The sequence below is a fragment of the Paraburkholderia monticola genome, assembly GCF_001580545.1.
GTDB classification, from domain to species: domain Bacteria; phylum Pseudomonadota; class Gammaproteobacteria; order Burkholderiales; family Burkholderiaceae; genus Paraburkholderia; species Paraburkholderia monticola.
In genome coordinates, this window is the sequence record NZ_LRBG01000001.1 from 45,384 (window position 1) to 66,898 (window position 21,515).

The following is a 21,515-nucleotide window of genomic DNA, read 5'->3' on the forward strand; positions in this document are numbered from 1 at the left end:
CGAACGCTACGACGCAGTGTTCATACGCATCCGCTTCGTGTTCGCCAGCGGCTCAAGCCGCATCGGTCCCTTAATGAGGTCGCTCATCGCGTCGCGGATCCAGCGGTTGGCCGGCTCGTGGTGAAAACGCGGATGCCAGTGCAGATAGAAGTCATACGTCGGAGCGGGAAACGGCAACGGCAGCAGCTTGACGTTCACGAATTCCGCGAAGCGTCGCCCGACCGCCTGAGGGACCGCCGCGATCATGTCCGATCCGGCGACGATGAATGGCACGCCGATAAAACGCGGCACGCTGAAACGCACGTTGACGCGGATCTTGAGCCGTTCGTGCGCGCGTTCGAGCACATCCTGCTCGCGGCCGTCGGCGTGGACCACCACGTGCGCGGCCTCCTTATACTGGTCGAGAGATAACGTGCCGCCAATCTGCGGATGGTCGTCGCGCGCGATGCACACGTACTCGTGCCGGTACAGCGACTTGCGCTTGAGCGATTCGCTGTTCAACCCCGGAAAGTAGCCGATCGCGAGATCGACATCACCGCTCGCCAGCCCCTCTTCCAGATCCGGCATGCTGAGCGCTACTGTCTTGATGCTGATGTGCGGCGCTGTTTTCGCCAGAAAGCTCTGCAGGCGCGGCAGAAACACCATCTCGCCGATATCCGACATGCACAGGACGAAGTTACGCGACGACTCCGCCGGCCGGAACTCGGGGGCCGGCAGAATCTCGACCTGCACGAGATCGAGCAGCCGCGCCACTGGATCGCCGAGCGCCTGCGCGCGCGGCGTCGGTTCCATCCCGCGCCCGGTGCGCACGAATAGCGGATCCCCGAACATTTCACGCAACTTCGACAGCGCGTAGCTCATCGCCGGCTGGCTCAGCCCGATGCTCGCACCCGCCTGGGTCACGTGCCGCTTCCTCAGCAGCGCGTCGAAAACCTTTAACAGGTTCAGATCGACCTGACGAATATCCATAATTTGGATGATCCCTATCGATATCACATAATTGACGGATTTTATCCCGATTCCTAACATCGTTTCCATACCAAAGGAGTGAGACGCCATGTCTGAAGGACAAAAGCCGCAACGCCCGTTGCGCAGCAATTTCCCGCGCGGTTCCTACCTCGGCGCAGTGCGTGCCGCCCAGTGGCGCAATCTCGGCATCAGCGAAGAAGACCTGACCAAACCGAAGATCGCGATCGTCAATTCCTCATCCGAGCTCGCAACCTGCTTCAGCCACCTCGACGGCATTGCCGCCCAACTGAAGGACGCGATCCGCGCAGCGGGCGCGCTGCCGTTCGAAATCCGAACTGCGGCGCCGAGCGATTTCATCACCGGCGCAGGTGCGCGCGGCGCGTACATGCTGGCGGCGCGCGATCTCATCACGAACGACATCGAAGTTGCTGTTGAAGGCGCGCAGCTGGACGGTATGGTGTGCCTCGTCTCGTGCGACAAGACGATCCCGGGTCAGCTGATGGCCGCGGCACGCCTGAATGTGCCGACCATCGTTGTGGCCTGCGGCTACCAGCCGAGTGGTGAATACAAGGGCGAGCACGTCGACATCGAAGATGTGTTTGTCGGCGCGATGCATACGCTCACCGGCAAGCTGCCTGTCGAGGACCTGATCGGCATGAGCCAGAACGCCATTCGCGGCCCGGGTGTTTGCTCGGGTCTCGGCACGGCCAATTCGATGCACATCGTCTGCGAGGCGCTGGGCATGGCCCTGCCGGGTAGCACACCGGTCGCAGCCAACAGCGAAAAAATGTTCAGCCATGTGCGTGAAGCCGGTGCGCGCATCGTTCAGATGGTCCTCGATGACCAGCGTCCGCGCGACATTCTCACGCCGGGCGCCTTCGCCAACGCCGTGAAGGCGGTTCTCGCAGTCGGCGGCTCGATCAATTCCGTCAAGCACCTGCAGGCCGTTGCGACGGAAGGCCAGATCGACGTCGATATTTACAAGCTGTTCGAAGATTGCGCCGATCAGACACCGGTCATCACCGGCGTTCGTCCGGTTGGCTCGCACACCATCGAGCAACTGGAAGCAGCCGGCGGCGCGCGCGGCGTAATGAAGCGTCTCGAGTCCTTGCTGGACACGAGCGCAATGACGGTGACGGGCAAGACCGTTGCGGAAAATCTCGCTGACGTAACGATTGCCGACGCCGACGTTATCCGTCCCGTCGATAACCCGTTTGCCAATAGCGCCGCGATTATCCTGGTGCGCGGCAACCTGGCGCCGCAAACCGGTATCGTCAAGTTCGGTATATCGCCGACCAAGGCTCGCGTATTCAAGGGCGAAGCGATCTGCTTCTGGACTTCCGATGAAGCTATCGCGGCAATCAAGGACGGTCGCGTGAAGCCCGGCAAGGTGGTCGTCATGCGGGGCGCGGGTGCTTGCGGTGGTCCGGCAATGGGCGGCGGTGCGTCGCGTGTCGTGTTCGCCATCGACGGTGCAGGCCTCGGCGAAGAAGTCGCCATGCTCACCGATGGCCACCTCTCGGGCCTCGTGTGCAAAGGTCTCGTGGTCGCGGAAGTCTCACCGGAGGCCGCAAGTGGCGGACCGCTGGCACTCGTGGAAGATGGCGACCTGATCGACATCGACCTGGATCGCCGCGTGTGCGACCTGCTCGTTGATGAGGCCGTGCTCGAACAGCGCCGCGCCGTGTGGAAAAAACCCGCGCCGGTCAACGACACGGGCTGGCTGAAGATTTACCGCGCTACGGTCAGCGAAACTCCGCAAGGCGTCGTGCTCAACGCATCGCGTACGCAAAGCGGCCGCTGACATGAACCGCTCATCCGTAGTCGATATTGGTGCGGTGATCGAGCGGGAGCAGACGCGCAGTTTCGGCGTTCTGCTGATCATCGCGATGGCTGTGGTGATGATGACCGAAGGCTATGACCTTGCCGCAATGGCTTTCGCAGCCCCTGCACTCGGTCGCGCCTGGCATCTGGATCACGGCGTGCTTGGGCCTGTGTTCAGCGCGTTCGTGTTCGGAACGATGATCGGCGCATTTGCGCTCGGTTATCTCGGTGACGTGCTCGGTCGCAAACGCGTGATCATCCTCGGTAGCCTCGTGCTCGCGGTGTTCACACTCGCGGCATCGCAAGCAACGGATCTGAGCCAGCTGTTGTGGCTGCGATTCCTTGGCGGCCTCGGTATTGGCGGTGTGGTGCCGAATGCGATCGCGTATATGACCGATTTTGCACCGAAGCGTCAGCGTGCAACGTGGGTCACGCTGATGTACTGCGGTTATATGATCGGTAGCAGCCTGGGCGGCATCATCGCAGCGCAATTCATTCCGACGCATGGCTGGCAAGTCGTGTTCATGATCGGCGGTATTGCACCGATTCTCGCTTCGATCATGATGGCGTTCGTTGTCCCCGAGTCAATCCGGTTCCTGACCCTCAAGGGTCGCCACGCAGACGTTGCGAAAATCCTTGCGCGTAGCGCGCCGGGCGTTTCGCTCACGCCTGACACGAAATTCGTGATCGCAGAAGAACCGGCCAAATCAGGGGCCTTTTCAGAATTGTTCGCCGGTTCGCTGCGTGCGATTACCCCGGTTCTGTGGCTCGTGTATATCGCCAATTCGTTCGCCCTGTTCTTCATGAGTAGCTGGTTGCCGGTGCTGATCGAACGTGTTGGCCTGTCCCCGCACGACGCTGCCCTCGTTACCACGATGTTCCAGATTGGCGGAACGGTCGGCGGCCTCGCGCTGATGCGTTTCGTTGACACGCGCGGCGCGATCGTCATTACCGTGTTGCCGATCGTTGGCGTTCCAGTTGTCGCGTTGATCGGAACGGGCCTGCCGGTACCGCTGCTGTGGTGTTTCGCATTCCTGTCTGGTTTCACCGTGGTCGGAACGCAATCTGGTTTGAATGCGGTTGCGTCGCTGATTTACCCGACCGCGCTTCGCGCAAAGGGAACGGGGACGGCGGTCAGTATCCAGAAAATTGGTGCAATCGCGGGTCCGCTCATTGGCGGCATGCTGATTTCCGCGCATGTTCCCATCGCACAGGTTTTCTATTGGGTTGCAGTGCCGGTTGCAATCGTCGCTGTCCTCGCATTTGTTTTAGGTCTGTTGCAGCGCAGCCGTGAACGCGCCACGCCTGATGCAATCTCTGAGAAAGGAATGAACCATGCCGTTTAACGTGACTCCCCTCGATTCAGCGCGTCCTGATTTTGCTGGTCTCGCAACCGGCATTGACCTGAGCGAGCCTGTCAACGAAGCGCTCGCATCCCAGATCGACGACGCGATGAATCGATACGCCGTTCTGGTGTTCCGCGGTCAACCGCTGACGCAAGATCAACAGCTTGACTTCGCGCGCGGGCTCGGTCCGCTCGATGTCGGCTTCAAGCGCGTGGCTTCGCCCCATGCCCGATTGAAATATCAGGAGCTCGCGGATATTTCGAACCTGAACGAAGAAGGCGAAATCGCCGACCGCAATCACCGCCGTATCGTGGGCAATCTTGCGAACCAGCTCTGGCACAGCGATAGCTCGTTCCAGAAGCCGTCCGCGCGTTACTCGATGCTGCACTGTGTCGTCCCGGCCGCGAAGGGTGGTGAGACGGAATTCGCCGATATGCGCGCGGCGTATGACGCACTCGAAGACGACCGCAAAGCCGAACTCGACGGTCTGGAAGTCGAGCACTATGCGCTGCACTCGCGTTTCTTCCTCGGCGATACGGACTACGACGAAGCCCAGCGCGCCGCGCTTCCGCCGGTGCAATGGCCCCTCGTTCGCCAGCACGCGGGGTCGCATCGCAAGCATCTGTACATCGGCGCACACGCAACGCATGTGCCGGGTCGCACCGTCGCCGAGGGACGCATGATGCTGGTTGACCTGCTGGAGCACGCCACGCAGCGCCAGTTCGTCTACACGCATTCGTGGCAAGCCGGTGACCTGGTGATCTGGGATAACCGCTGCACGCTGCATCGTGGCCGTCACTACGATTTGTCGCAGCACCGCGAACTGCGCCGCGCGACGACCCAGGATATCGACCGCACGGCCGCTACAGCCGCCACGGCCGCTACGGCTGAACACGGAGCGAATTAAATGCGCCTGAATGATGATGAACGCGCCATGCTGGACGGCCGCGACGGTGCGGCCGCTCAGGCAGCCATGGATCTGCTGGTGCGCTACGGCGACGCGCTCGGCGCTGAACGTCTCGTAGACACGAATAACGTCTGTGGGACGGTCGGCGCGACGATGCCGTTTCTGCGCGACTACGCACTGAAGGAAAGCGGCATGGATTCCGTCTTTTCGGAATTCAGCCTCGATACCCCGAACAAGCTCGACATTCCGAAGGTCAAGGTATTCAGCACGCACCTGCAACAGGGCCTCGACCCTGAAAACGCACATCTTCAAGGCATTGATGAGCAAGTCGTCAAGGTCTACAGGATGGGTGAGGAGTACAAGGCCAAACTCGGTATTCAGCCCATGAACACGTGTGCGCCCTACCTCACCGGCAACGTGCCGGTGCTTGGCGAACACTGCGCCTGGATGGAATCGTCGGCCGTCATTTATATCAATGCGGTCCTCGGCGCGCGCACGAATGCTGAAGGACGTGAAAGCACGGGCGCTGCGATGCTCACGGGCAAGATTCCTTACTGGGGTCTGCACCTCGAAGAAAACCGCGCCGGCACGCACCTGATCGAGCTCGATATCGAGATCAAGACGGTGCAGGACTGGGGGCTGCTCGGCTACTACGTCGGTGAAGCCGTGCAGGACCAGATCCCTGTCATCGATGGCCTGAGAGGCGCCGCGAACCTCGCAAAATTGAAGCATTTCGGTGCCGCCGCCGCATCCTCTGGCGGCGTCGAGATGTATCACATCGTGGGTCAGACGCCTGAAGCTCGCACGCGCGAAGAAGCGTTGCGTGGCCGCAAGCCGGTCGAAGTGATTCGTTACGGTGCAGCGGAACGTCGTCTTGCGTACGAGCGCGTGAACACGACTGCGCGCGAATCGAAAGTCGATTTCGTGATGCTCGGTTGCCCGCACTACTCCATCGAACAGATTTGGGAAGTTTGCGAATTACTCGAAGGCCGCAAGGTGGGCGCAAATAGCGCGCTGTGGATCTTCACGGCTCGTGCGACGCGTCAACTCGCTGACCAGGCTGGCTACACGGAACGTCTGAAAAACGCGGGTGCCGTGCTAATGACGGACACCTGTTCGGCAATCGGTCGAGTCATGCCCAAGGGCGCGCGTGTGGTTGCACTGGATTCCGCCAAGCAGGCGCACTACCTGCCCGCAATTATGGGCGTCGAAGCATGGTTCGGCACGACGGCTGAATGTGTGGAAGCCGCAGTCACCGGGAAATGGCAAGGAGGGCTCACGGCATGAGCGAGCGAACAGTTGAAGCGGCAGACGAACTCAAGATCGTTCTGCACGGCCGCAAAGTGGTGGGTGGCGTGGTTGAAGGTGAAGCACTCGTCACGCGTGAACAGATTTCGGGTTGGGGTGGTATCGATCCGCGTACGGGCAACATCATCGAAACACGTCACGAACTTCGCGGCCAAAGCTTCGCGGGCAAGGTGCTCGTGTTTCCGGGTGCGAAGGGATCGTCGGGTTGGTCGAGTCAATTCCATATCGCGCGCCTCATGGGTACTGCCCCGGCTGCGATGTTGTTCAACCAGATGACGACCAAGATCGCATTGGGTGCCGTGGTGACGCATTCGCCGTCCATGACCGATTTCGACATCGATCCGCTCGACGTGATCGAAACGGGCGATTGGGTCAAGGTGGATGCGGATCGGGGCATCGTTGAAGTGACTCGGCGCAGGCGGGATTAGAAGCAAGACTAAAAGCGGGTTTGAATGCAGCGGGGGCCTCTCCCGCGCATGCCGGATTTTATGGAGAAGATGGTGGCACGAGAAACCAAAATTGTTCAAAGTAACGAAAAGTCGAAAAGCTGGAAACTGCAAGCGGACATTTGTATCGTAGGCGCAGGAATCTCCGGCATTTCCGCCGCGCTCGAAGCAGCCAAACTCGGCCGCAAAGTCGTGCTCGTCGATAGCCTTCCGGCGCTCGGCGGTCAGGCTGTCAATTCGGTTATCGGTACGTTCTGCGGTCTTTTTTCCAATGGGCCGAAGCGCTTCCAGGTCACGCACGGTATTGCCGATGGCATCCTGAAGGACCTCGGCGCGCAAGGCGCGCTGACCTACAAGGAAGGCCCGCTCACGACCGTTGTTCTGTATGACGAAGTCGCACTCGCCCGCTGGATCGACAAACAGATTCTCGCTTCAGGCGTGACGCTCGTGCTCGGCGCGGTACTGCGTGAAGTGAAACGCGAAGGCTCGCGCGTACAGGAACTCGAAGTCGCAACGCGCTACGGTGACGTTCGCGTTGCAGCGAATGGCTTCGTTGACGCGAGCGGTGACGCTGCCCTCACCTACCTCGCTGGTTTCGATTGCCAGGAGCCGGTCACGCACGTCCAGGGTACGCAGATGTTCGTGGTCGAAGGCCTGGACGAAACGAACCTGCCGACCTACCCGGAATTCCGTGAACGTGTCGAAGCGCGTGCCCACGTCTATGGCCTTAAGCGAAAAGACGGTCTCATGTTCTATCTGCGCGGCACTGGCGTCGCCATGGCCAACATGACGCACATCGAAACGCCGCTCGACCCGATTGAAGCGTCACGTATCGCCCTGTCGGGCCGCGATCAGGCGGATGTTGCCTATGAATTCCTCAAAGGCGAATACCCGGAAATCTACAAGAATTCCCGTATCCGCGCGTACGCACTGCCGGGTATCCGTCAAACGCGCTGGATCGTCGGCGAGCAACAACTGACTTCCGATGACGTTATCCGGGCCGTCAAATTCGACGATGCCGTGACGCGTACCTCCTGGCCTATCGAACTGCACGACCGCGCCGATGGTTACGTGTGGGAGCCGTTCGGCGATGACCACCTGCACACGGTCCCGTTCGGCAGCCTGGTTGTCAAGGGTGCGGAAAACCTGCTCGCCGCTGGTCGCTGTATCGACGCGGATGCGACGGCGTTGTCGAGCGTTCGTGTTATGGGTCCGTGTATCGCGATGGGCGCGGCCGTAGCGCACGCCTTCGACCTCGCGGACGGCAAGGCCATTTCGGCGGTGGATCGCAAGGCGCTGCGCGAACGCCTGTTCGACAACGTGGATCGCATCAATCCTCCACATTTGAACGACTAGAGCAGCAAAGAGCCGACGACTCAGAGTCGCCGGCATAAAGAAACTCCGCGCAGCGTACTGGAGATGGCCGGTACCTGACGCGGCGTTCAAACGGAGGAGACAATGACTCAAGCATCAAATGCTGGGCGCACGATCGACGTGTCGCGTCTCATCGAGGAGCAAAAGGTCGGTTGGTTCGCAGTGGTCGTGATCTTCACGGCATGGCTCATCATGCTCACGGATGGTTACGAACTCGGCGCACTCGCCTACGCCGCACCTTCGCTCATCAAGTCATGGGGCATTCAACGAAGCGCACTGGGTCCGGTATTCGGCGCGAACATCTTCGGCATCATGGTGGGTTCGATCCTGTTCGGCTGGATCGGCGACAAGATCGGCCGCAAGCGTGCCATTCTGTTCGGTGCGGTGTTTTACGGTCTTGTCACGCTTTCGACCGTATGGGCAACCACGGTTCACCATCTTCTGTGGCTGCGATTTGTCGCGGGCGTCGGCATCGGCGGTGCGGTACCCAATGCGTTCGTGCTCGTGTCGGAGTTTGCCCCGAAACGACTGCGCGCCACCTGGGTGACGACGATGTTCACCGGCTATACGCTGGGTGCGGGTTTTGGCGGCGGTGTTGCTGTCTGGCTCGTGCCTAAATTCGGTTGGACCGCCGTCTTCGTGGTTGGCGGTCTCGCACCGATCATCGCGGCGTGCATTCTGTCCTTCGTCATGCACGAATCGCTTCGCTATCGGGTGCTTAACAACTGGCCGCAAGCGGGTATCAGGAAAACGCTCAAGCGCCTCGCGCCTGGTCTGTCGGTTCCCGCCGATGCAAAGTTCATCGTCAGCGATGAACGCAGCGTGACCAGGTTCAAGGTAAGTATGCTGTTCCAGGGCAACCTGCGCCAGATCACCACGACCCTGTGGCTCGCCTACATCGCGAATTCGATGGCGCTGTTTTTCTTGCAGAACTGGCTCCCCGTCCTGATCGAAGCAACCGGTATCGACGCGCACCATGCCGCGATGATTTCCACGCTGTTCTCTGTCGGTGGCACGGTGGGTAGCCTGGTGCTGATGCGTTTCATCGATACGAAGGGTGTCAAGCTCGTTACGATCCTTCCGCTTATCGGCTTCCCGCTCGTTGCGGCACTCGGCATGGGCTTCAGTGCAGGTGTGCTCACCGTGATTGTGTTCGGTGTGGGCTTCTGCGTGTCCGGCACGCAATCGGGCTTGAATGCGGTGGGATCGATGGTCTACCCCACCAGCTTTCGCGCGAAGGGGACGGGTACAGCCATCGGCATCGCGAAGATCGGTTCGATTTCCGGCCCGATGATTGGTGGCGCGTTGCTCGCCAGTCATATGCCTGTCGCGCAATTGTTCCAGTTCGCGGCGATCCCGGTTGCGGCGGTGACCGCGCTGATTTTTATTCTCGGACGCGCATACCGTGGCTCAGATGACATTTCCGAAGAAGTCGTAGCGGAAGCTGCTCATTAACGCGCTATGGGTACCTCTTATTACTAAGTTTTACTAATTCAATACCAATTAAGTAAAACAACTATTCCATCTAGAGGAAACACAATGAAGGTTGCAATCTGTGCCGCTGCGGTCCTGGCCGCATGCGCGACGCCGATGATGGCTCAAGCGCAAAGCTCGGTGACGTTGTACGGCATTATCGACAACGGTATTGCCTATACAAACTCAGTCGCCTCCTCGATCACGACGCAAGGTGCATCGCGCTGGTCGATGCAAACCGGCTGGGGTAGCGGTGACCGCGTTGGCTTCACTGGTCGTGAAGACCTCGGCGGTGGGCTCGCCGCAGTTTTCACGCTCGAAATGGGCTTCAGTGCCGTGAACGGCACTTCGTCGCAAGGGGGCCGTCTGTTCGGTCGTCAGGCGTTCGTCGGGCTGGATTCGAATACGTATGGGCGCTTCACGATGGGTCGCCAATACGACTTCACATTCGACTACATCGCCCCGATGCTCTCGTGGCTTCAGTTCGGCAGTATCTACGGCGCGCACGTTGGCGACGTGGACAACACGTTCCAGACGGTACGTCTGAACAACACCGTCAAATATGAAGTCAGCCCGCTGCAAGGCTTGAAACTCGGCGCGATCTACGCTTTCAGTAATCAGGCGGGCGGCCCGGACGGTCAAGGTTTCGCCAATAACCGCGCGTTCGGCTTTGGTGCCACGTACAAGCGCGGCGGCTTGCACGCGGCAGCAACTTACCTGCAACTGGATCAGCCTTCCGCGGGTCAACCTGGCGGCAGCAACCCGAACGGCGCGAACGGCGGTGAGTACACTTTCTCGACGGCCATCTTCTACAACGCGGGTTTTGTGGAGCGTCAACGCATCGCGGCTGTCGGCGCCGGTTATGACTTCGGCCAGCTGTCGGTGAACGCCGTTTTTACCGATACACATCTGAACTACAGGGGTGATCAATCCACGCGCGTGGACAATTACGAAGTCAATACAAGGTACATGTTCACACCGGCGATTTCGGCGGGTATTGGCTACATCTTCACCGATGCATCGGGCTTCACAGGCACCGGTGCGACGTCGTACGCGAGTGGCAGTCATCCGCGCTGGCATCAGGTCAATGCTGGGGCCTCCTATCTTCTGTCCAAACGCACCGATCTGCACGCGTCCGTCGTTTTCCAACGCCAGGCCGGTGACGCGGAGGCAACCGCCATCAACTTCTTCGGTCCGGCTGGTACGAACCAGAAAAACCAGATCGCGATTTTGGCGGGACTCCGTCATCGGTTCTGATACGACGCGTCGCGAGGTTTGCGTCCGCAATGACAAATTGCGGACGTAACCGATGCAGAAACATCCATTTCTGGTGGCAGAGGCTCTTACGGCGCGCCAGAGCGGACGACAATCTACACAGCGCGTTGAGTGAAGGCGAATGATGTCCGCCTCATACCGATGTCGCGAAGACGGCTTACCGGAGCAGAAAGATAGACTCCGGCGCGCCGGGCTGCACCAGCTCACGCTCATGCCTGTCGATCCACGGCTGCGCCGCCTGGCGCCGGTCGAAGTCTTCGACTCCGTGTGGACGACCTTCCCGCCTGCCTTCAGACGTATCTGCACGGTGTAGCGTATACTCCTGTCCGTGCGCTCCCGCGCCGATATCGTTCCATCGTTTTCCCGGTGCTACAGGCCAGATCTCGGTCCCACCTCGTAGCGCTCGACCGAAAACCACTGGAAATCGCACCGAAACCGCGTGCAATCACCCAACACCCAAACACCCGCCAAGCCCAGTACTGGCGCCGAAACACAATGAATTCAAGCCCTCGCCGAATTTCCGTAGCACCGATGATGGACTGGACGGACCGTCATTGCCGCTCACTGCATCGGATGATTTCGCGCCATACGTGGCTCTACACGGAAATGGTGACGACCGGTGCGCTGCTGCACGGCGACGTGCCGCGTCATCTCGCGTTTACACCCGACGAAGCGCCGGTCGCGCTGCAGCTCGGTGGCAGCGAGCCCGACGATCTGGCACGCTCGGCGAAGCTCGGGGAGCGATGGGGTTACGACGAAATCAACCTCAATTGCGGCTGTCCGTCGGAGCGCGTGCAACGCGGCGCGTTCGGCGCATGCCTGATGAACGAGCCGCAACTCGTCGCCGACTGCGTGAAGGCGATGCGCGACGTCGTGTCCGTGCCGGTCACGGTCAAACACCGGATCGGTGTCGATGCGGTCGAGGAATACGGCTTCGTGCGGGATTTCGTCGGCACGATTGCCGAGGCCGGCTGCGAGGTCTTTATCGTTCATGCGCGCAACGCGATCCTGAAGGGCTTGAGCCCGAAGGAAAATCGTGAGATTCCGCCGCTCAAGTACGACTACGCGTATCAACTGAAGCGCGATTTTCCGCAATTGGAGATCATCATCAATGGCGGCATCAAGACGCTCGATGAAGTCGAGACGCATCTTCAGCATGTCGACGGCGTGATGCTCGGGCGTGAGGCGTATCACAACCCCTACTTGCTCGCCGAGGTCGACTCGCGCTTCTATGGGTCGGCACAGGCGCCCCTCACGCGCGATCAGGTCGAAGCGAAGCTGATCGAGTATTGCGCGAGCGAAATGGCGCGCGGCACCTATCTCGGCGCGATCACGCGACATGCGCTCGGGCTCTATCGCGGCGAAGCAGGCGCACGCGGCTGGCGCCGAGTTTTGTCCGACAGCAAGCGGCTCGCGGCCCGCGATCTGACCATCTTCGACGAAGCAAGACAGCATCTGCGCGAGCCCGTCGAGATTTTTGAATAAAGGTTGAATTAAGGACTAGGCAAACGCAAATCTAGTCCCTATAATCTCGTTTCTTCGTCGGCGAGACAGCTTTTTCAAGCAAGTCAAGCAGATGTTAGTGGTGGCTGTAGCTCAGTTGGTAGAGTCCAGGATTGTGATTCCTGTCGTCGTGGGTTCGAGTCCCATCAGCCACCCCAAGAATTCAAGCACTTAGCCCGGTTTCGATGACCGGGCTTTTTGCTTTCTAGAGCCGTGTAGGCACCACGTAGGCGCTGCCAGGAAACGACGGCCTATTCGTCCAGGTGCTTCACCACCTCCGAGAGGACGAGTTCGAGCTTCGCGTTCGCCTCATCCTCGTCCATTCCCTGCTCGATGCTGATACGCGCGGCCAGCGTCATCTTCGCGGCATGCATGAGCAGTTGGAAAGCGTTCTCGTGCAGGAAGGATTCCGCAAGGTGTTCGGCCTGTCTCCCGATGATGACGGCGATGTTGTCGCCCTCGAAGCCGGGCGTGTGAGAGTTCATCTGCGTCCGCAAGTCTATGCAGAAGTCACGCAGGCCGTGGACTATCTCGATTGATGTCTCGTGCTCCTCTTTCATCGTGCCCCCGTTGGTTTAAGTCGTCGGCCCCAATCGTACCCGCGATGATTTCGGTTCGGTTGCGCGTGAGTCTTGAATGACTTTAACGTACAACGGTCTTGTTGAGCACGCCCTGCCAGTCCTTGTTCATGGAAGCAAAGACCGACTCAAAATGACCATCTGAAAATTTTGCGACCTCTCCAAACTGGCGGGCGGCATCCATAAGCACCATCAGGGCGGTAGAGAAAATCGACTGCACGAAGGTCGGATCGTCCTCCTGCTTGAATACCATCCCGCTGTCGCCCTGGTGTCGGAATGCAAGAACCGCCAGGTCATTGTGCGAGAATCCACAAAGCAGCGCGTATGGGCCGACGAGATGGAAAAGCCCAGTATTTCCGAATTCCTTACTGATCTTCTTCGGCCGATATTTGCCGGCATGTAACGAACTGAACTCCGACAAGCATTCGTCGAGGAGGATTCTGATTGGTTGCTTCCAGTCATCGGGAATGTTGGGGTCTCCGATAAGTCCCTCGTAAACCCGCTTTTCTCCATGTAGCTTGTCGTAACGCAACTGATTCACGTAGCTACAATCGGTCTCAAGCTTTCGCATGACAACAAGTGCTTCGATCATGGAGCGAACATGAGTAGCAGCGTGAGTGCTCATGTGTGCGTTTCCGAGCCGTAATGCCGCCTCAAACTGCTCCGCAATAGTCAACACAAGCACAACACGCATGCGGTCGGGCCCACCCTTTGGAGGACGCGCCCGCACGATCAGATCTCGCATGGCGTCCAGAATTCGGCCCAATGTATTGAGAAAATCCCCCACTTTTACCGTGTCCATTGGTGAGTCCTTCCTTTCCGAACTGGCCTTCCTGAGACGTAGAATACAGGTCATAAGGGAAATAGGAGGCAAGATTGGAGGTCAAATATTTTCTCGAACGACGCACAAGATTCATCCGCGATTTCTACGACCAGTCTGCGGCTCCTTTCCTCGAAGTGGTCAGAAAGATTGAGGCCAAGGAAGCACCTTTCGAAACGCCGTCAGACTACGGCTACGACGAAGAAGGCGAATACATCGGAACGGATGAACCCGCGTTCATGGCCGAGTGGGAGAATGCGCAGTACGCTATCCAGATTCAGGGCCGCGCTTGTCTGTCTATGCTCGCTGCATCGCTAAATCTCTACTTCTCGACCTGGGCGCACCAGCTAGGCGTGAAACCATTCAAAAAGAAGAAAGGCGAAGGTTGGCTTCAGGCGTACCAAAACGCGCTCGGTGAACGGGCGGGAATCGTTTGGGGCGACACCCCGGTACACCTTGACTTGATCGAGCAGATTGTACTTGCCCGCAACCGGGACCAGCATCCCGACAATATCTCTGCGTTGGACGTCCGTCACAGCGAAGATGATTTGAAAACTCATCCAAAGAATTTCTTCATCAGCGAGAGTGAAGCTGAAATGCTCCAGGCTATAGGCGGTGGCAAGGCCGCCGAAAACGAAAGTGTTAGATGGATTCTTACACCGGTTGTTAGCGTAGATCGGGATAAGCTGTTTGCCGCTATCGACGCAGTTGAAGAACTGTGTGATTGGCTTGAAGAACAATTTTTTGAGGCAAAATACCCTGATTCCACCGCTAGGCGACTGACTCGCGATTTATAGGCAAGTTCGAAATTTCGGGGCGGCTTACAACAACTAAAAGGAGGATTCCGTGCCAGGCGAAAAACTTAGACGCTACACCAACATTCCCGCATTGATTTATCTGTTGCAGAACAAGGCGATTACCCTTCTTAATCCTGCGACTTGGGATGACACGAACGACTCTTACTCATTAAGTGTCTACAAGGAAAAACGAAAACTGAAGAGCCTGCTTGCCCTGTGCTTTACAGAGACAGCCGAGACATATCACCACTGGCATGTCTTTGCCGGTGGAAACGGGGGGGCTTGCATCGAATTCAACAGGGAACGTTTACTGGCTGCCTTCGACGAATATATCGGCGTCAGACATCAGAAGGTTGAGTATCGCACACTGGTAAAAATAGGCGGTGGCAGCGTCACGGTCAATGAACTGCCGTTCGTTAAACGTGCGGGCTTCGTTGACGAGAAAGAATTCAGAGTAATTTGGGAAGACTCCGTCGATGAATTAAACGCTGTCGACATTTCGATACCACTTAATGCGATTGACGCTATTTACCTGAACCCGTGGCTCGCGCCCGCGCTCGTTGATGCTACTAAGGCAACACTCAAGTCAATCCCAGGGTGCAACTCCTTGAGGATTTTCCGTTCCACGCTTGTCGGCAACAAAAGATGGAAAGAGGCAGTGAGCAACGCCGTCGACAAGAGGCCTGACTAGTAGACCGCTCACCTGAGCAGACCTTTCCGTGGGCCTGAGGAAAAGTTTCGCGGATGGTGGTGGCGTTTCAGAGCCCCATGGCTGCCGGATAGCTTACACGCTCCGGGACGAGCTGAAACACCCTGAAAACGGCAGACCCGGGCGGTATTCGTTTACTTGGCTCGCCGATATGCACTCCGACAACCGGCGGCCCTGATTCCCTTTATGGACGGTGCGTTCCGGGTCATTTACTGATTGCTGCGGGCTGACAACATGGCCTTCACGCGGGCCAACAGGTCCAGCGGCAACGCCCAGTAACGGTACCGGCGAGTGCTAGGATGGATAGTATCCAAACAAGGGATGTAACCCATGACTACGGTTGCTATTGCGATGGCCAAGCTGGCAGGTATCCAGGGCGCGGTTAGATCAGCCCTGAGTGAGAAAGTAGGGCGCGGTGGAATGACTATTCATGAGCGCTCTAATTTCGATCCGGGACAGGTAGGCCAATATTTCGATCAGGCCGCCGCGAACCTTGCGACGTTAAGAACAGAACTACCAAATCAGTATGAAGATTTTGTTTTAGGCGGTGTTTCCCCTGAGACGCAAATGTCTCTTAAGGATGCGGCCGGTAATACGGTTTTCCATTACTCAAGGCAGCAAATGGAAAGACTTGCACGCGACATAGCCCAGATAATCGAGATACAAGTTAACAGTGGCGAGGTAGCACGGGAGCGCAAAAGCCCGCGACGTGTTTTTATTTCTCATGGCAGGGCAAAAGACTGGTACGAGGTGCAGGCCCACATAGAAAGGGATTTGAAGATTGAAACCATGGAGTTGGCGCAAGAGGTAAGCGGCAGCCTTACTATAGTCGAGAAGCTTGAAACCCGGTCGGATGATTGTGATTCGGCAGTTATCGTTATGAGCGGGGACGATACCGACGAAGAAGGAAAACCCAAAGTACGCGAAAACGTCATGCATGAAATCGGATTCTTTCATGGGAAGTTCGGCCGCCAGCGAGTAATCCTTCTTCACGAAGAGGGTGTAAGTATTCCGACCAATCTTGCGGGCATCGTCTACGCGCGATATCCCAATGGCACCGTGCAGGCGACGTTTCATGTAATCGATAGGGAGTTAAAAGCGCTGTATAACCTTTGAATTCTGTATGCACGGGGGCGCCACTTGCCCGATGCGGCGCTGCTCGAATGACGGCGTGCTGTCCGTGTGCTCGCTGTGCGAGGGGCGCTGGTTCCGGTCCCATGTGAGGCGTCTCTGCCTGCTCGTCATCGTGTGAATCTCCCTATAGATACAAAACCCACCCCCAACGACCCGAAACCCCAAACACAGGCCTGAAAGCCTTATCCAGCAAGGCTCTATCTGTTGGGGGTTATGTTCGGGGTGCGCCTGCACTCCCCCATCATCGAGCCGAAGGTGCGTCCCGAACCCCGAACAACCCCGAAGAAACCCCGAACAGCGAGAGCCTTATTCCATAATGGTTTTGGGTATCTGTTTGGGGCTTCGGGGTGTTTGGGGTACTTTCTCGCGCGCATAGCGTCCGACTTACTCGTCGTCGCTGCCATCCCCGTGAGCGACATTGCGAGTGTATGCCCGGTACACAGTCCCGGCAGGCTTTCCGGCGTTGACTACGAACTCCCCACGCTTGTCGTTGCGGTCGAGCATTCCAGCCTCGTGCAGCACGCGACAGGCGTGGCGCAACTCGTAGCCCTTGATTACTTCATCCTTGAACGCGGCTGGCAGAATCAGAAACACTGGCTCGCCGTCCACGTAGCGCTTGTACCCGAGAATGTTGCTAGTGGTCGGCTCGCTGGACGGGTCAATCGGCAGAAGCACAAAGCGCCCAAGCTCATGAGCACGCAGGATGCCGTCCACCTGTTCGAGCAGACGCTCGTTGTCGCGGTCAGCCGTGCCGAATGCCGCCAGCCAGCGAGCCCATGCCTGCATGACCCACGCGCGAGCCTCGGTGGCTGTCCAGCCAGTAATGCCAGCATTTGACGCCATCTCGGCAGCAGCAGCAAGCACGGCCCACTTATGTGTCGCACGCTGCGCGGCAGGCGCTGCGCCCGGATGTTCGGTCTCCAGTGCAGCCAGCATTTCGGCCTCGGTCTGCGCCACCCAGCCCATGACCTCATCCTTATGAGCAGCCAGCCATTCGACAAATGCGCGGCCAGCCGTGCCGTAGTTCGAGCGCGCGGCCTTGGTCAGTTCCACGGCAAAGTCGCCGCCATTCTTGCGACCGTGCAGGCAGTCGAAGACACGGTATGCACCGGAGTCAGCCGGAACGTCGAGCAGGCGGATTTCCTGTCCGCCACGCGGCGTCTGACCACCTTCGGCCAGGTATTGCGCCATGCCGACCTCGCCGGTACTGACCATCGTCAGACGCCACGAGCGCGACGCCACCACGCCGCCGTCCTTCGTGCCCTGAAGCCGCGATGTGCCGTTCAACATCGAGTAAATCGCAGCACCGATTTTGCGAGCGTCACCAGCGCCAATCTCGTCCAGGTACAGCAACCCGTCGTTGGCGTACTCCGCAGTCCTGGTAAGACCGAACGTCGTGCCGTCCCATGAGTGCAACACGCTCATAGGGTCGCCCCATAGGGACGCGGCGCTGTCGGCCGCCGTGGATTTGCCGGACGACGTGCGGGCGTGAAGGTGCAGGCCGATGCCATCACGCACGCCAATGAGACTGAGCAGCGGGCCAGCCAACGAGCACGCGACAGCAGCCACCACAAGCGGATTCTCGCGGGCAAGGTGTCCAACGGTATCGCGCCACGTCTGAAGGCTGCCGGCGGGCTCGTAGGTGGCTTTTTTGGGTGTGCCGCCGTTGTAGAAGATACGCTTCGTCGGCGTGCCTACCATGTCGCCGTTCGGCATGACGTAGCAGCCCTGTTGCCAGCCGGACAGACTGACGATTTCGTACCAGTCATCGCCACCTTCCTTTTGCAGGTAGTAGCTCAGGCGGCTGCGGGCCGTGGCCGTCGTCGCGACAGCCAGCCCTTGATTGCGCATGGTCGCCCAGCACTCGCGCTCGCCAATGACGGCGTTCTGCATTGCCATCTGGATATGCTCGCCGTTGCCTTGGCGCTTCCATTGCAACAGCCGGTACTGGTTACCAGCGTCATCGCGACCGTTGCCCAGCACTTCCAACTCGTCGCACAGCCACGTCGGCACCTTGCGGTCGGACTCGCCATCCTTGCCGGGCACGACGTTGATGAAGTACAGGCCGCCATCCGTAACGGCGTAGTGCGATTGTCCTGCGTCGCTAACCGGCTTGGACTTCTTTTTCGGCTCGGGATTCTTTACCGGCTTCAACTTCACCAGCTTCATGTTGGCGACGGCGGCGCGCATGGTTGCCTCCGCATCCATCTCTACGTTCATCTCGGCGCTCATACCGTCATCTCCAAAATCGTGTCGTTCAAGTCGTTTTCGGTCTGCTGCGAGACCAGCACTTCGGCACCAGCTTCTACCCAGCGGCGTCCGCATTCGTCGGCGGCAGCGACGCCCGCCGGGTCGTTGTCTTTCGCGATGACCAAGGTCTCGATACCAGCCAACACCGGCAGCTTCGCCAAGTTCCCGGCGTCGATGAGCGCCCATACCGGCTGCACGGCCCATGCGAGCGACAAGGCGCTCTCGATGCCTTCGGCAATGCCCAGCGTGCTCGTAGCGGCTTCGTCCGGCCACAGGCGGATTACGCCACCTTGTTTGCGGTGCCCCGCCAGCAACATGCGCGACACGCCCACGTAGGCCTTGCGACCGTCTGCACGAACCCATGTGCGGTGCAGGCTGATTGCATCGCCGGTCACAGCATCGGTGACGCGCGCGACCAGTGCCGGGCCGACGTAGCCGGATGGGTGCTTCAGGTTCGGGTGCTGACGCAGGTCGCCGTCGTCGGGCGGCAGTACGCACTTGCGCGACGCCAGATAGTCGACGGCAACGCTGCCCTTGAGCGGCTCGCAGGCGTCCCACAGGTCGCAACCATAGTCGGACAAGGTCTCGCGCTTCGGAGCCCGCTGGCGGCCAGTAATACGAGGCGTAGACGGTGCCGCGATATGAGCACCACGCTCAGGGCGGTAGGTCTCCACGAATGAGCAGCGGTGGCAGTGCGCCACGCCGGAGTAGTCGAGCTTGATGGTAAGGCCGCACGTCTTATCGCGCGGACCACGGCCACATGCCGGGCACTGGATACGGTGCTCGCCTACGTCGTAGTCGTTCCACTGAATCATGAGCGAACCTCGCGGCGCGGCAGTTCCCAGTGCGACGTGCCGAAGCGAGTGCTGCGGGTCTTCACCACGCGCAGGACGGCGCACGCGCGCTCGATAGTGCGGCGGCTGTGACCGGCTTCCTGAGCACGTACATAGACGCCATCGCCCGCGGCGATACAGAGGCGAAGGTGGGCGCGCAGGAACGCGCAGGCGGCTTCCACTTTCGACGTGATGTTGCTCATGCCGGACCCTCGTCAAGGTTGTCGTCGCTGGCGGTGCGGCTTGCGGGCAGAGTCCAGAACCAACGCGTGCCGACCTTGATCTTCTTCACCTTCACCGCCTTGCCTGCGCGCTCCAAAGTCTTCGGGGCGACGCGTGCCTCTGCCGCCAGAGATTCGACCTCTTTGGTCGGCACATGGCCCTTGCCGGTGAGCACGCGCTTGACGAACTCGATTGCTGAATCCAGTGCTCCGGCCGCCGTCAAGTTCGTCACGTTGACCTTGACGGAGTTGCCGACGGACTTGCCGGTGGCGTTGGTGTCGCTGCCGCGAATCGTGGCGCGGTTTTTCACGTCAGCGACGTGCTCGGCCTGCGTGACCATCAGGCCGTCAGGGCGAATCGCCCTCGCTTGCAAAATGATTTCTTGGTCGAGCCAGTACTGTGCGATTTCGTGGCTCTTGCGCGGGTGCTTGAGCGGGGCAGCCTTCACCGGCCAGCCGAATTTATTCTCCAAATCCTGAATGTAGGCACTAATGCGCCGGTACTCGTCAGGCATGTCGAACATGTTGATGCGTGCGCCGGTCAGCATCAGGTCGAGCGTCAATCCGCACATCGTGGCGTGGCCCGGCCATGACGGGCAGAACGCCGGTTTCGGAATGTCTGGCAGTTCCAGTTGTTCGCAGTCGTGGCCTACGTTATCCTGTGCGCGTTCGTTCAGGTCCGGTTCGCTCTTAGTGGCGGTCGGGCTATTTTTTTGGGCCATCGCCTTATGCCCCCGTCAGGCGGGCGATGGAGTCGCCGGGCCACAGCAGGCGGCCATTCGGCAACTTCGTCGGGACCACGCCGAAGTAACTGCCGGTCTGGCAGAAGCGCTTGCGCAGGCTCTGCTTCTTCAAGCCAAGCAGTGCGGCCAGCTTCTCGGTTGTGAGCGGGTCGAGGGCCGATTCCTGAGTAGTTGTCATTCCGTATCACCTTAAAGTCAACGCGGGTGCGTCGGTGAACGGACTCTATTAGGGGCTCCGGAGCCCTCATATAGATGCGACGGCTGGCGTCGCTTAACGTTGCTTAACGTGGGATAACGACGCGGCTTCGCGGGCGCTTCAGGCGCTATCTCTGCGTCGCAGCCGCACTTCGTCAATCAGCGGCGCTTAAGGCGCTGGCCCAGCGCGTCCCGGCTGAGTGTCTTCGGTTGGCCGTAGTCGTCTGTGTACTTCAGGCTGCCGTTCGGCATGACGCCCGTGAACGGGCCAGCTTGGTTATCTGCGCGCTCGCGCAGGTAGTGGAGCACCGCGCTGGTGTCGGTGCTGCCTACCTGCTCAACGGCGCGTTCAATCTCGGCGGTCAGCACGTTGGTGCGCCTGCCGTTGGCCAAGTGGTGCACGACGTTGCTGTTGGCGGTCGTTTTCAAGTTCGTCATGACGGAGTTGCCGGGGTAGATCGGATTTCGATCATGTTCGATCAGGTCTTGCTCGGCCGGATGAAACCGGAATGGAGTGTGCGGCTCGTGCAGGTCCAGCCATGCGTCCACGTCGGATAGATACGCCTCGCGATTCATCAGCAACGTGGGCGGCGGCAGCTTGCCAGGCGCGATGCTTTGGAACGTGCCGCGCTCATAGACCTTCAGGGTTCCAGACCTTGCCGAAGCCATCAGTTTGTCGAGCAGCGGCCATTCACGGTCCCAGTGGACCTCGAACTTCGGGGTGTCGGTCGCCAGCGCTGCCTCGTGCCCAATGATGCGCTTGACGATATCGGCGAGCGGTAGCCGGTTCTCGCGGTTCATGTTCGTCAT

At 59.3% G+C, this 21,515-nt stretch carries 21 protein-coding genes and 1 tRNA gene; 13 read left to right on the forward strand and 9 right to left on the reverse strand.

Annotated elements, in window-relative coordinates; translation table 11 throughout:
* Positions 1-6: 6 nt before the first annotated feature.
* Entirely contained in the window at positions 7-1,098 is a 1,092-nt protein-coding gene (locus CI15_RS00230; RefSeq protein WP_241495773.1) for a LysR family transcriptional regulator, read from the reverse strand.
* Here CI15_RS00230 and ilvD point away from each other — a divergent pair.
* The 10 genes from ilvD (at position 1,058) to CI15_RS00280 (ending at position 12,583) form a co-directional block, all read left to right on the forward strand.
* Positions 1,058-2,773 (forward strand): dihydroxy-acid dehydratase, encoded by a 1,716-nt coding sequence (gene ilvD / locus CI15_RS00235; protein WP_062122975.1) that lies wholly within the window; start codon positions 1,058-1,060, stop codon positions 2,771-2,773. The two genes, CI15_RS00230 and ilvD, sit on opposite strands and share 41 nt — an antisense overlap.
* A 1-nt stretch (position 2,774) precedes the next feature.
* Positions 2,775-4,139 carry an MFS transporter gene (locus CI15_RS00240; RefSeq protein WP_062122984.1) on the forward strand — a complete coding sequence of 455 codons (1,365 nt, stop codon included), beginning with the start codon at positions 2,775-2,777 and terminating at the stop codon, positions 4,137-4,139.
* Positions 4,129-5,046, forward strand: coding sequence for a TauD/TfdA dioxygenase family protein (locus CI15_RS00245; protein WP_062122987.1), 918 nt, complete (start codon positions 4,129-4,131; stop codon positions 5,044-5,046). Before CI15_RS00240 ends, CI15_RS00245 begins: the two co-directional genes overlap by 11 nt.
* Complete coding sequence (locus CI15_RS00250; protein WP_062122989.1) at positions 5,047-6,333, forward strand: aconitase X; 1,287 nt, start codon at positions 5,047-5,049, stop codon at positions 6,331-6,333.
* Entirely contained in the window at positions 6,330-6,782 is a 453-nt protein-coding gene (locus CI15_RS00255; protein ID WP_062122992.1) for an aconitase X swivel domain-containing protein, read from the forward strand. The genes CI15_RS00250 and CI15_RS00255 overlap by 4 nt, the downstream gene beginning before the upstream one ends.
* Positions 6,783-6,842: 60 nt before the next feature.
* Positions 6,843-8,156: an FAD-dependent oxidoreductase gene (locus tag CI15_RS00260; RefSeq protein ID WP_062122994.1), complete on the forward strand. Its 1,314-nt coding sequence runs from the start codon at positions 6,843-6,845 to the stop codon at positions 8,154-8,156.
* 102 nt (positions 8,157-8,258) lie between these two features.
* Entirely contained in the window at positions 8,259-9,629 is a 1,371-nt protein-coding gene (locus tag CI15_RS00265; RefSeq protein ID WP_062122997.1) for an MFS transporter, read from the forward strand.
* Positions 9,630-9,713: 84 nt separating this feature from the next.
* On the forward strand, positions 9,714-10,904 hold the full coding sequence (locus CI15_RS00270; protein ID WP_062123000.1) for a porin: 1,191 nt from the start codon (positions 9,714-9,716) through the stop codon (positions 10,902-10,904).
* A 552-nt stretch (positions 10,905-11,456) separates the two neighbouring features.
* On the forward strand, positions 11,457-12,407 hold the full coding sequence (dusA, locus tag CI15_RS00275) for a tRNA dihydrouridine(20/20a) synthase DusA (protein WP_062123837.1): 951 nt from the start codon (positions 11,457-11,459) through the stop codon (positions 12,405-12,407).
* A 100-nt stretch (positions 12,408-12,507) separates the two neighbouring features.
* Positions 12,508-12,583 (forward strand) — tRNA-His (locus CI15_RS00280).
* A 93-nt stretch (positions 12,584-12,676) separates the two neighbouring features.
* On the opposite strand, the gene CI15_RS00285 is transcribed toward CI15_RS00280, so the two are convergent.
* Positions 12,677-12,985: a hypothetical protein gene (locus CI15_RS00285; RefSeq protein WP_062123003.1), complete on the reverse strand. Its 309-nt coding sequence runs from the start codon at positions 12,983-12,985 to the stop codon at positions 12,677-12,679.
* Between the two features lie 82 nt (positions 12,986-13,067).
* Positions 13,068-13,805 (reverse strand): DUF5677 domain-containing protein, encoded by a 738-nt coding sequence (locus CI15_RS00290; protein ID WP_062123006.1) that lies wholly within the window; start codon positions 13,803-13,805, stop codon positions 13,068-13,070.
* Between the two features lie 74 nt (positions 13,806-13,879).
* On the opposite strand from CI15_RS00290, the gene CI15_RS00295 reads away from it, so the two are divergent.
* From CI15_RS00295 to CI15_RS00305, 3 genes are all read left to right on the forward strand, one after another.
* A complete protein-coding gene (locus CI15_RS00295; protein ID WP_062123010.1) occupies positions 13,880-14,620 on the forward strand; it encodes a hypothetical protein in 741 nt (246 codons plus the stop codon).
* 49 nt (positions 14,621-14,669) lie between these two features.
* Positions 14,670-15,311: a hypothetical protein gene (locus tag CI15_RS00300; RefSeq protein WP_062123013.1), complete on the forward strand. Its 642-nt coding sequence runs from the start codon at positions 14,670-14,672 to the stop codon at positions 15,309-15,311.
* Between the two features lie 348 nt (positions 15,312-15,659).
* The gene (locus CI15_RS00305) at positions 15,660-16,445 is read left to right on the forward strand and encodes a TIR domain-containing protein (protein WP_062123016.1); all 786 of its coding nucleotides are present in this window, start codon (positions 15,660-15,662) and stop codon (positions 16,443-16,445) included.
* Between the two features lie 402 nt (positions 16,446-16,847).
* On the opposite strand, the gene CI15_RS00310 is transcribed toward CI15_RS00305, so the two are convergent.
* The 6 genes from CI15_RS00310 to CI15_RS00335 form a co-directional block, all read right to left on the reverse strand.
* On the reverse strand, positions 16,848-18,695 hold the full coding sequence (locus CI15_RS00310; RefSeq protein WP_062123018.1) for a DUF927 domain-containing protein: 1,848 nt from the start codon (positions 18,693-18,695) through the stop codon (positions 16,848-16,850).
* Positions 18,692-19,528, reverse strand: a complete 837-nt coding sequence (locus CI15_RS00315; protein WP_062123020.1) for a DUF7146 domain-containing protein — start codon at positions 19,526-19,528, stop codon at positions 18,692-18,694. Before CI15_RS00315 ends, CI15_RS00310 begins: the two co-directional genes overlap by 4 nt.
* The gene (locus tag CI15_RS00320) at positions 19,525-19,749 is read right to left on the reverse strand and encodes a hypothetical protein (RefSeq protein WP_062123021.1); all 225 of its coding nucleotides are present in this window, start codon (positions 19,747-19,749) and stop codon (positions 19,525-19,527) included. The genes CI15_RS00315 and CI15_RS00320 overlap by 4 nt, the downstream gene beginning before the upstream one ends.
* Positions 19,746-20,489: a hypothetical protein gene (locus tag CI15_RS00325; RefSeq protein ID WP_062123022.1), complete on the reverse strand. Its 744-nt coding sequence runs from the start codon at positions 20,487-20,489 to the stop codon at positions 19,746-19,748. The genes CI15_RS00320 and CI15_RS00325 overlap by 4 nt, the downstream gene beginning before the upstream one ends.
* Positions 20,490-20,493: 4 nt before the next feature.
* A complete protein-coding gene (locus CI15_RS00330) occupies positions 20,494-20,688 on the reverse strand; it encodes a hypothetical protein (protein ID WP_062123023.1) in 195 nt (64 codons plus the stop codon).
* Positions 20,689-20,864: 176 nt separating this feature from the next.
* Positions 20,865-21,515, reverse strand: coding sequence for a hypothetical protein (locus CI15_RS00335; protein WP_062123026.1), 651 nt, complete (start codon positions 21,513-21,515; stop codon positions 20,865-20,867).

Bases quoted from the DNA above. Each gene is read 5' to 3' on its own strand.
- CI15_RS00260 (WP_062122994.1), top strand. From the start codon at position 6,843: ATGGAGAAGATGGTGGCACGAGAAACCAAAATTGTTCAAAGTAACGAA.
- CI15_RS00320 (WP_062123021.1), bottom strand. From the start codon at position 19,749: ATGAGCAACATCACGTCGAAAGTGGAAGCCGCCTGCGCGTTCCTGCGC.
- CI15_RS00265 (WP_062122997.1), top strand. From the start codon at position 8,259: ATGACTCAAGCATCAAATGCTGGGCGCACGATCGACGTGTCGCGTCTC.
- CI15_RS00285 (WP_062123003.1), bottom strand. From the start codon at position 12,985: ATGAAAGAGGAGCACGAGACATCAATCGAGATAGTCCACGGCCTGCGT.
- CI15_RS00250 (WP_062122989.1), top strand. From the start codon at position 5,047: ATGCGCCTGAATGATGATGAACGCGCCATGCTGGACGGCCGCGACGGT.
- dusA (WP_062123837.1), top strand. From the start codon at position 11,457: ATGGACTGGACGGACCGTCATTGCCGCTCACTGCATCGGATGATTTCG.
- CI15_RS00330 (WP_062123023.1), bottom strand. From the start codon at position 20,688: ATGACAACTACTCAGGAATCGGCCCTCGACCCGCTCACAACCGAGAAG.
- CI15_RS00240 (WP_062122984.1), top strand. From the start codon at position 2,775: ATGAACCGCTCATCCGTAGTCGATATTGGTGCGGTGATCGAGCGGGAG.
- CI15_RS00305 (WP_062123016.1), top strand. From the start codon at position 15,660: ATGACTACGGTTGCTATTGCGATGGCCAAGCTGGCAGGTATCCAGGGC.
- CI15_RS00310 (WP_062123018.1), bottom strand. From the start codon at position 18,695: ATGAGCGCCGAGATGAACGTAGAGATGGATGCGGAGGCAACCATGCGC.
- CI15_RS00290 (WP_062123006.1), bottom strand. From the start codon at position 13,805: ATGGACACGGTAAAAGTGGGGGATTTTCTCAATACATTGGGCCGAATT.
- CI15_RS00315 (WP_062123020.1), bottom strand. From the start codon at position 19,528: ATGATTCAGTGGAACGACTACGACGTAGGCGAGCACCGTATCCAGTGC.
- CI15_RS00245 (WP_062122987.1), top strand. From the start codon at position 4,129: ATGCCGTTTAACGTGACTCCCCTCGATTCAGCGCGTCCTGATTTTGCT.
- CI15_RS00255 (WP_062122992.1), top strand. From the start codon at position 6,330: ATGAGCGAGCGAACAGTTGAAGCGGCAGACGAACTCAAGATCGTTCTG.
- ilvD (WP_062122975.1), top strand. From the start codon at position 1,058: ATGTCTGAAGGACAAAAGCCGCAACGCCCGTTGCGCAGCAATTTCCCG.
- CI15_RS00325 (WP_062123022.1), bottom strand. From the start codon at position 20,489: ATGGCCCAAAAAAATAGCCCGACCGCCACTAAGAGCGAACCGGACCTG.
- CI15_RS00335 (WP_062123026.1), bottom strand. From the start codon at position 21,515: ATGACGAACATGAACCGCGAGAACCGGCTACCGCTCGCCGATATCGTC.
- CI15_RS00270 (WP_062123000.1), top strand. From the start codon at position 9,714: ATGAAGGTTGCAATCTGTGCCGCTGCGGTCCTGGCCGCATGCGCGACG.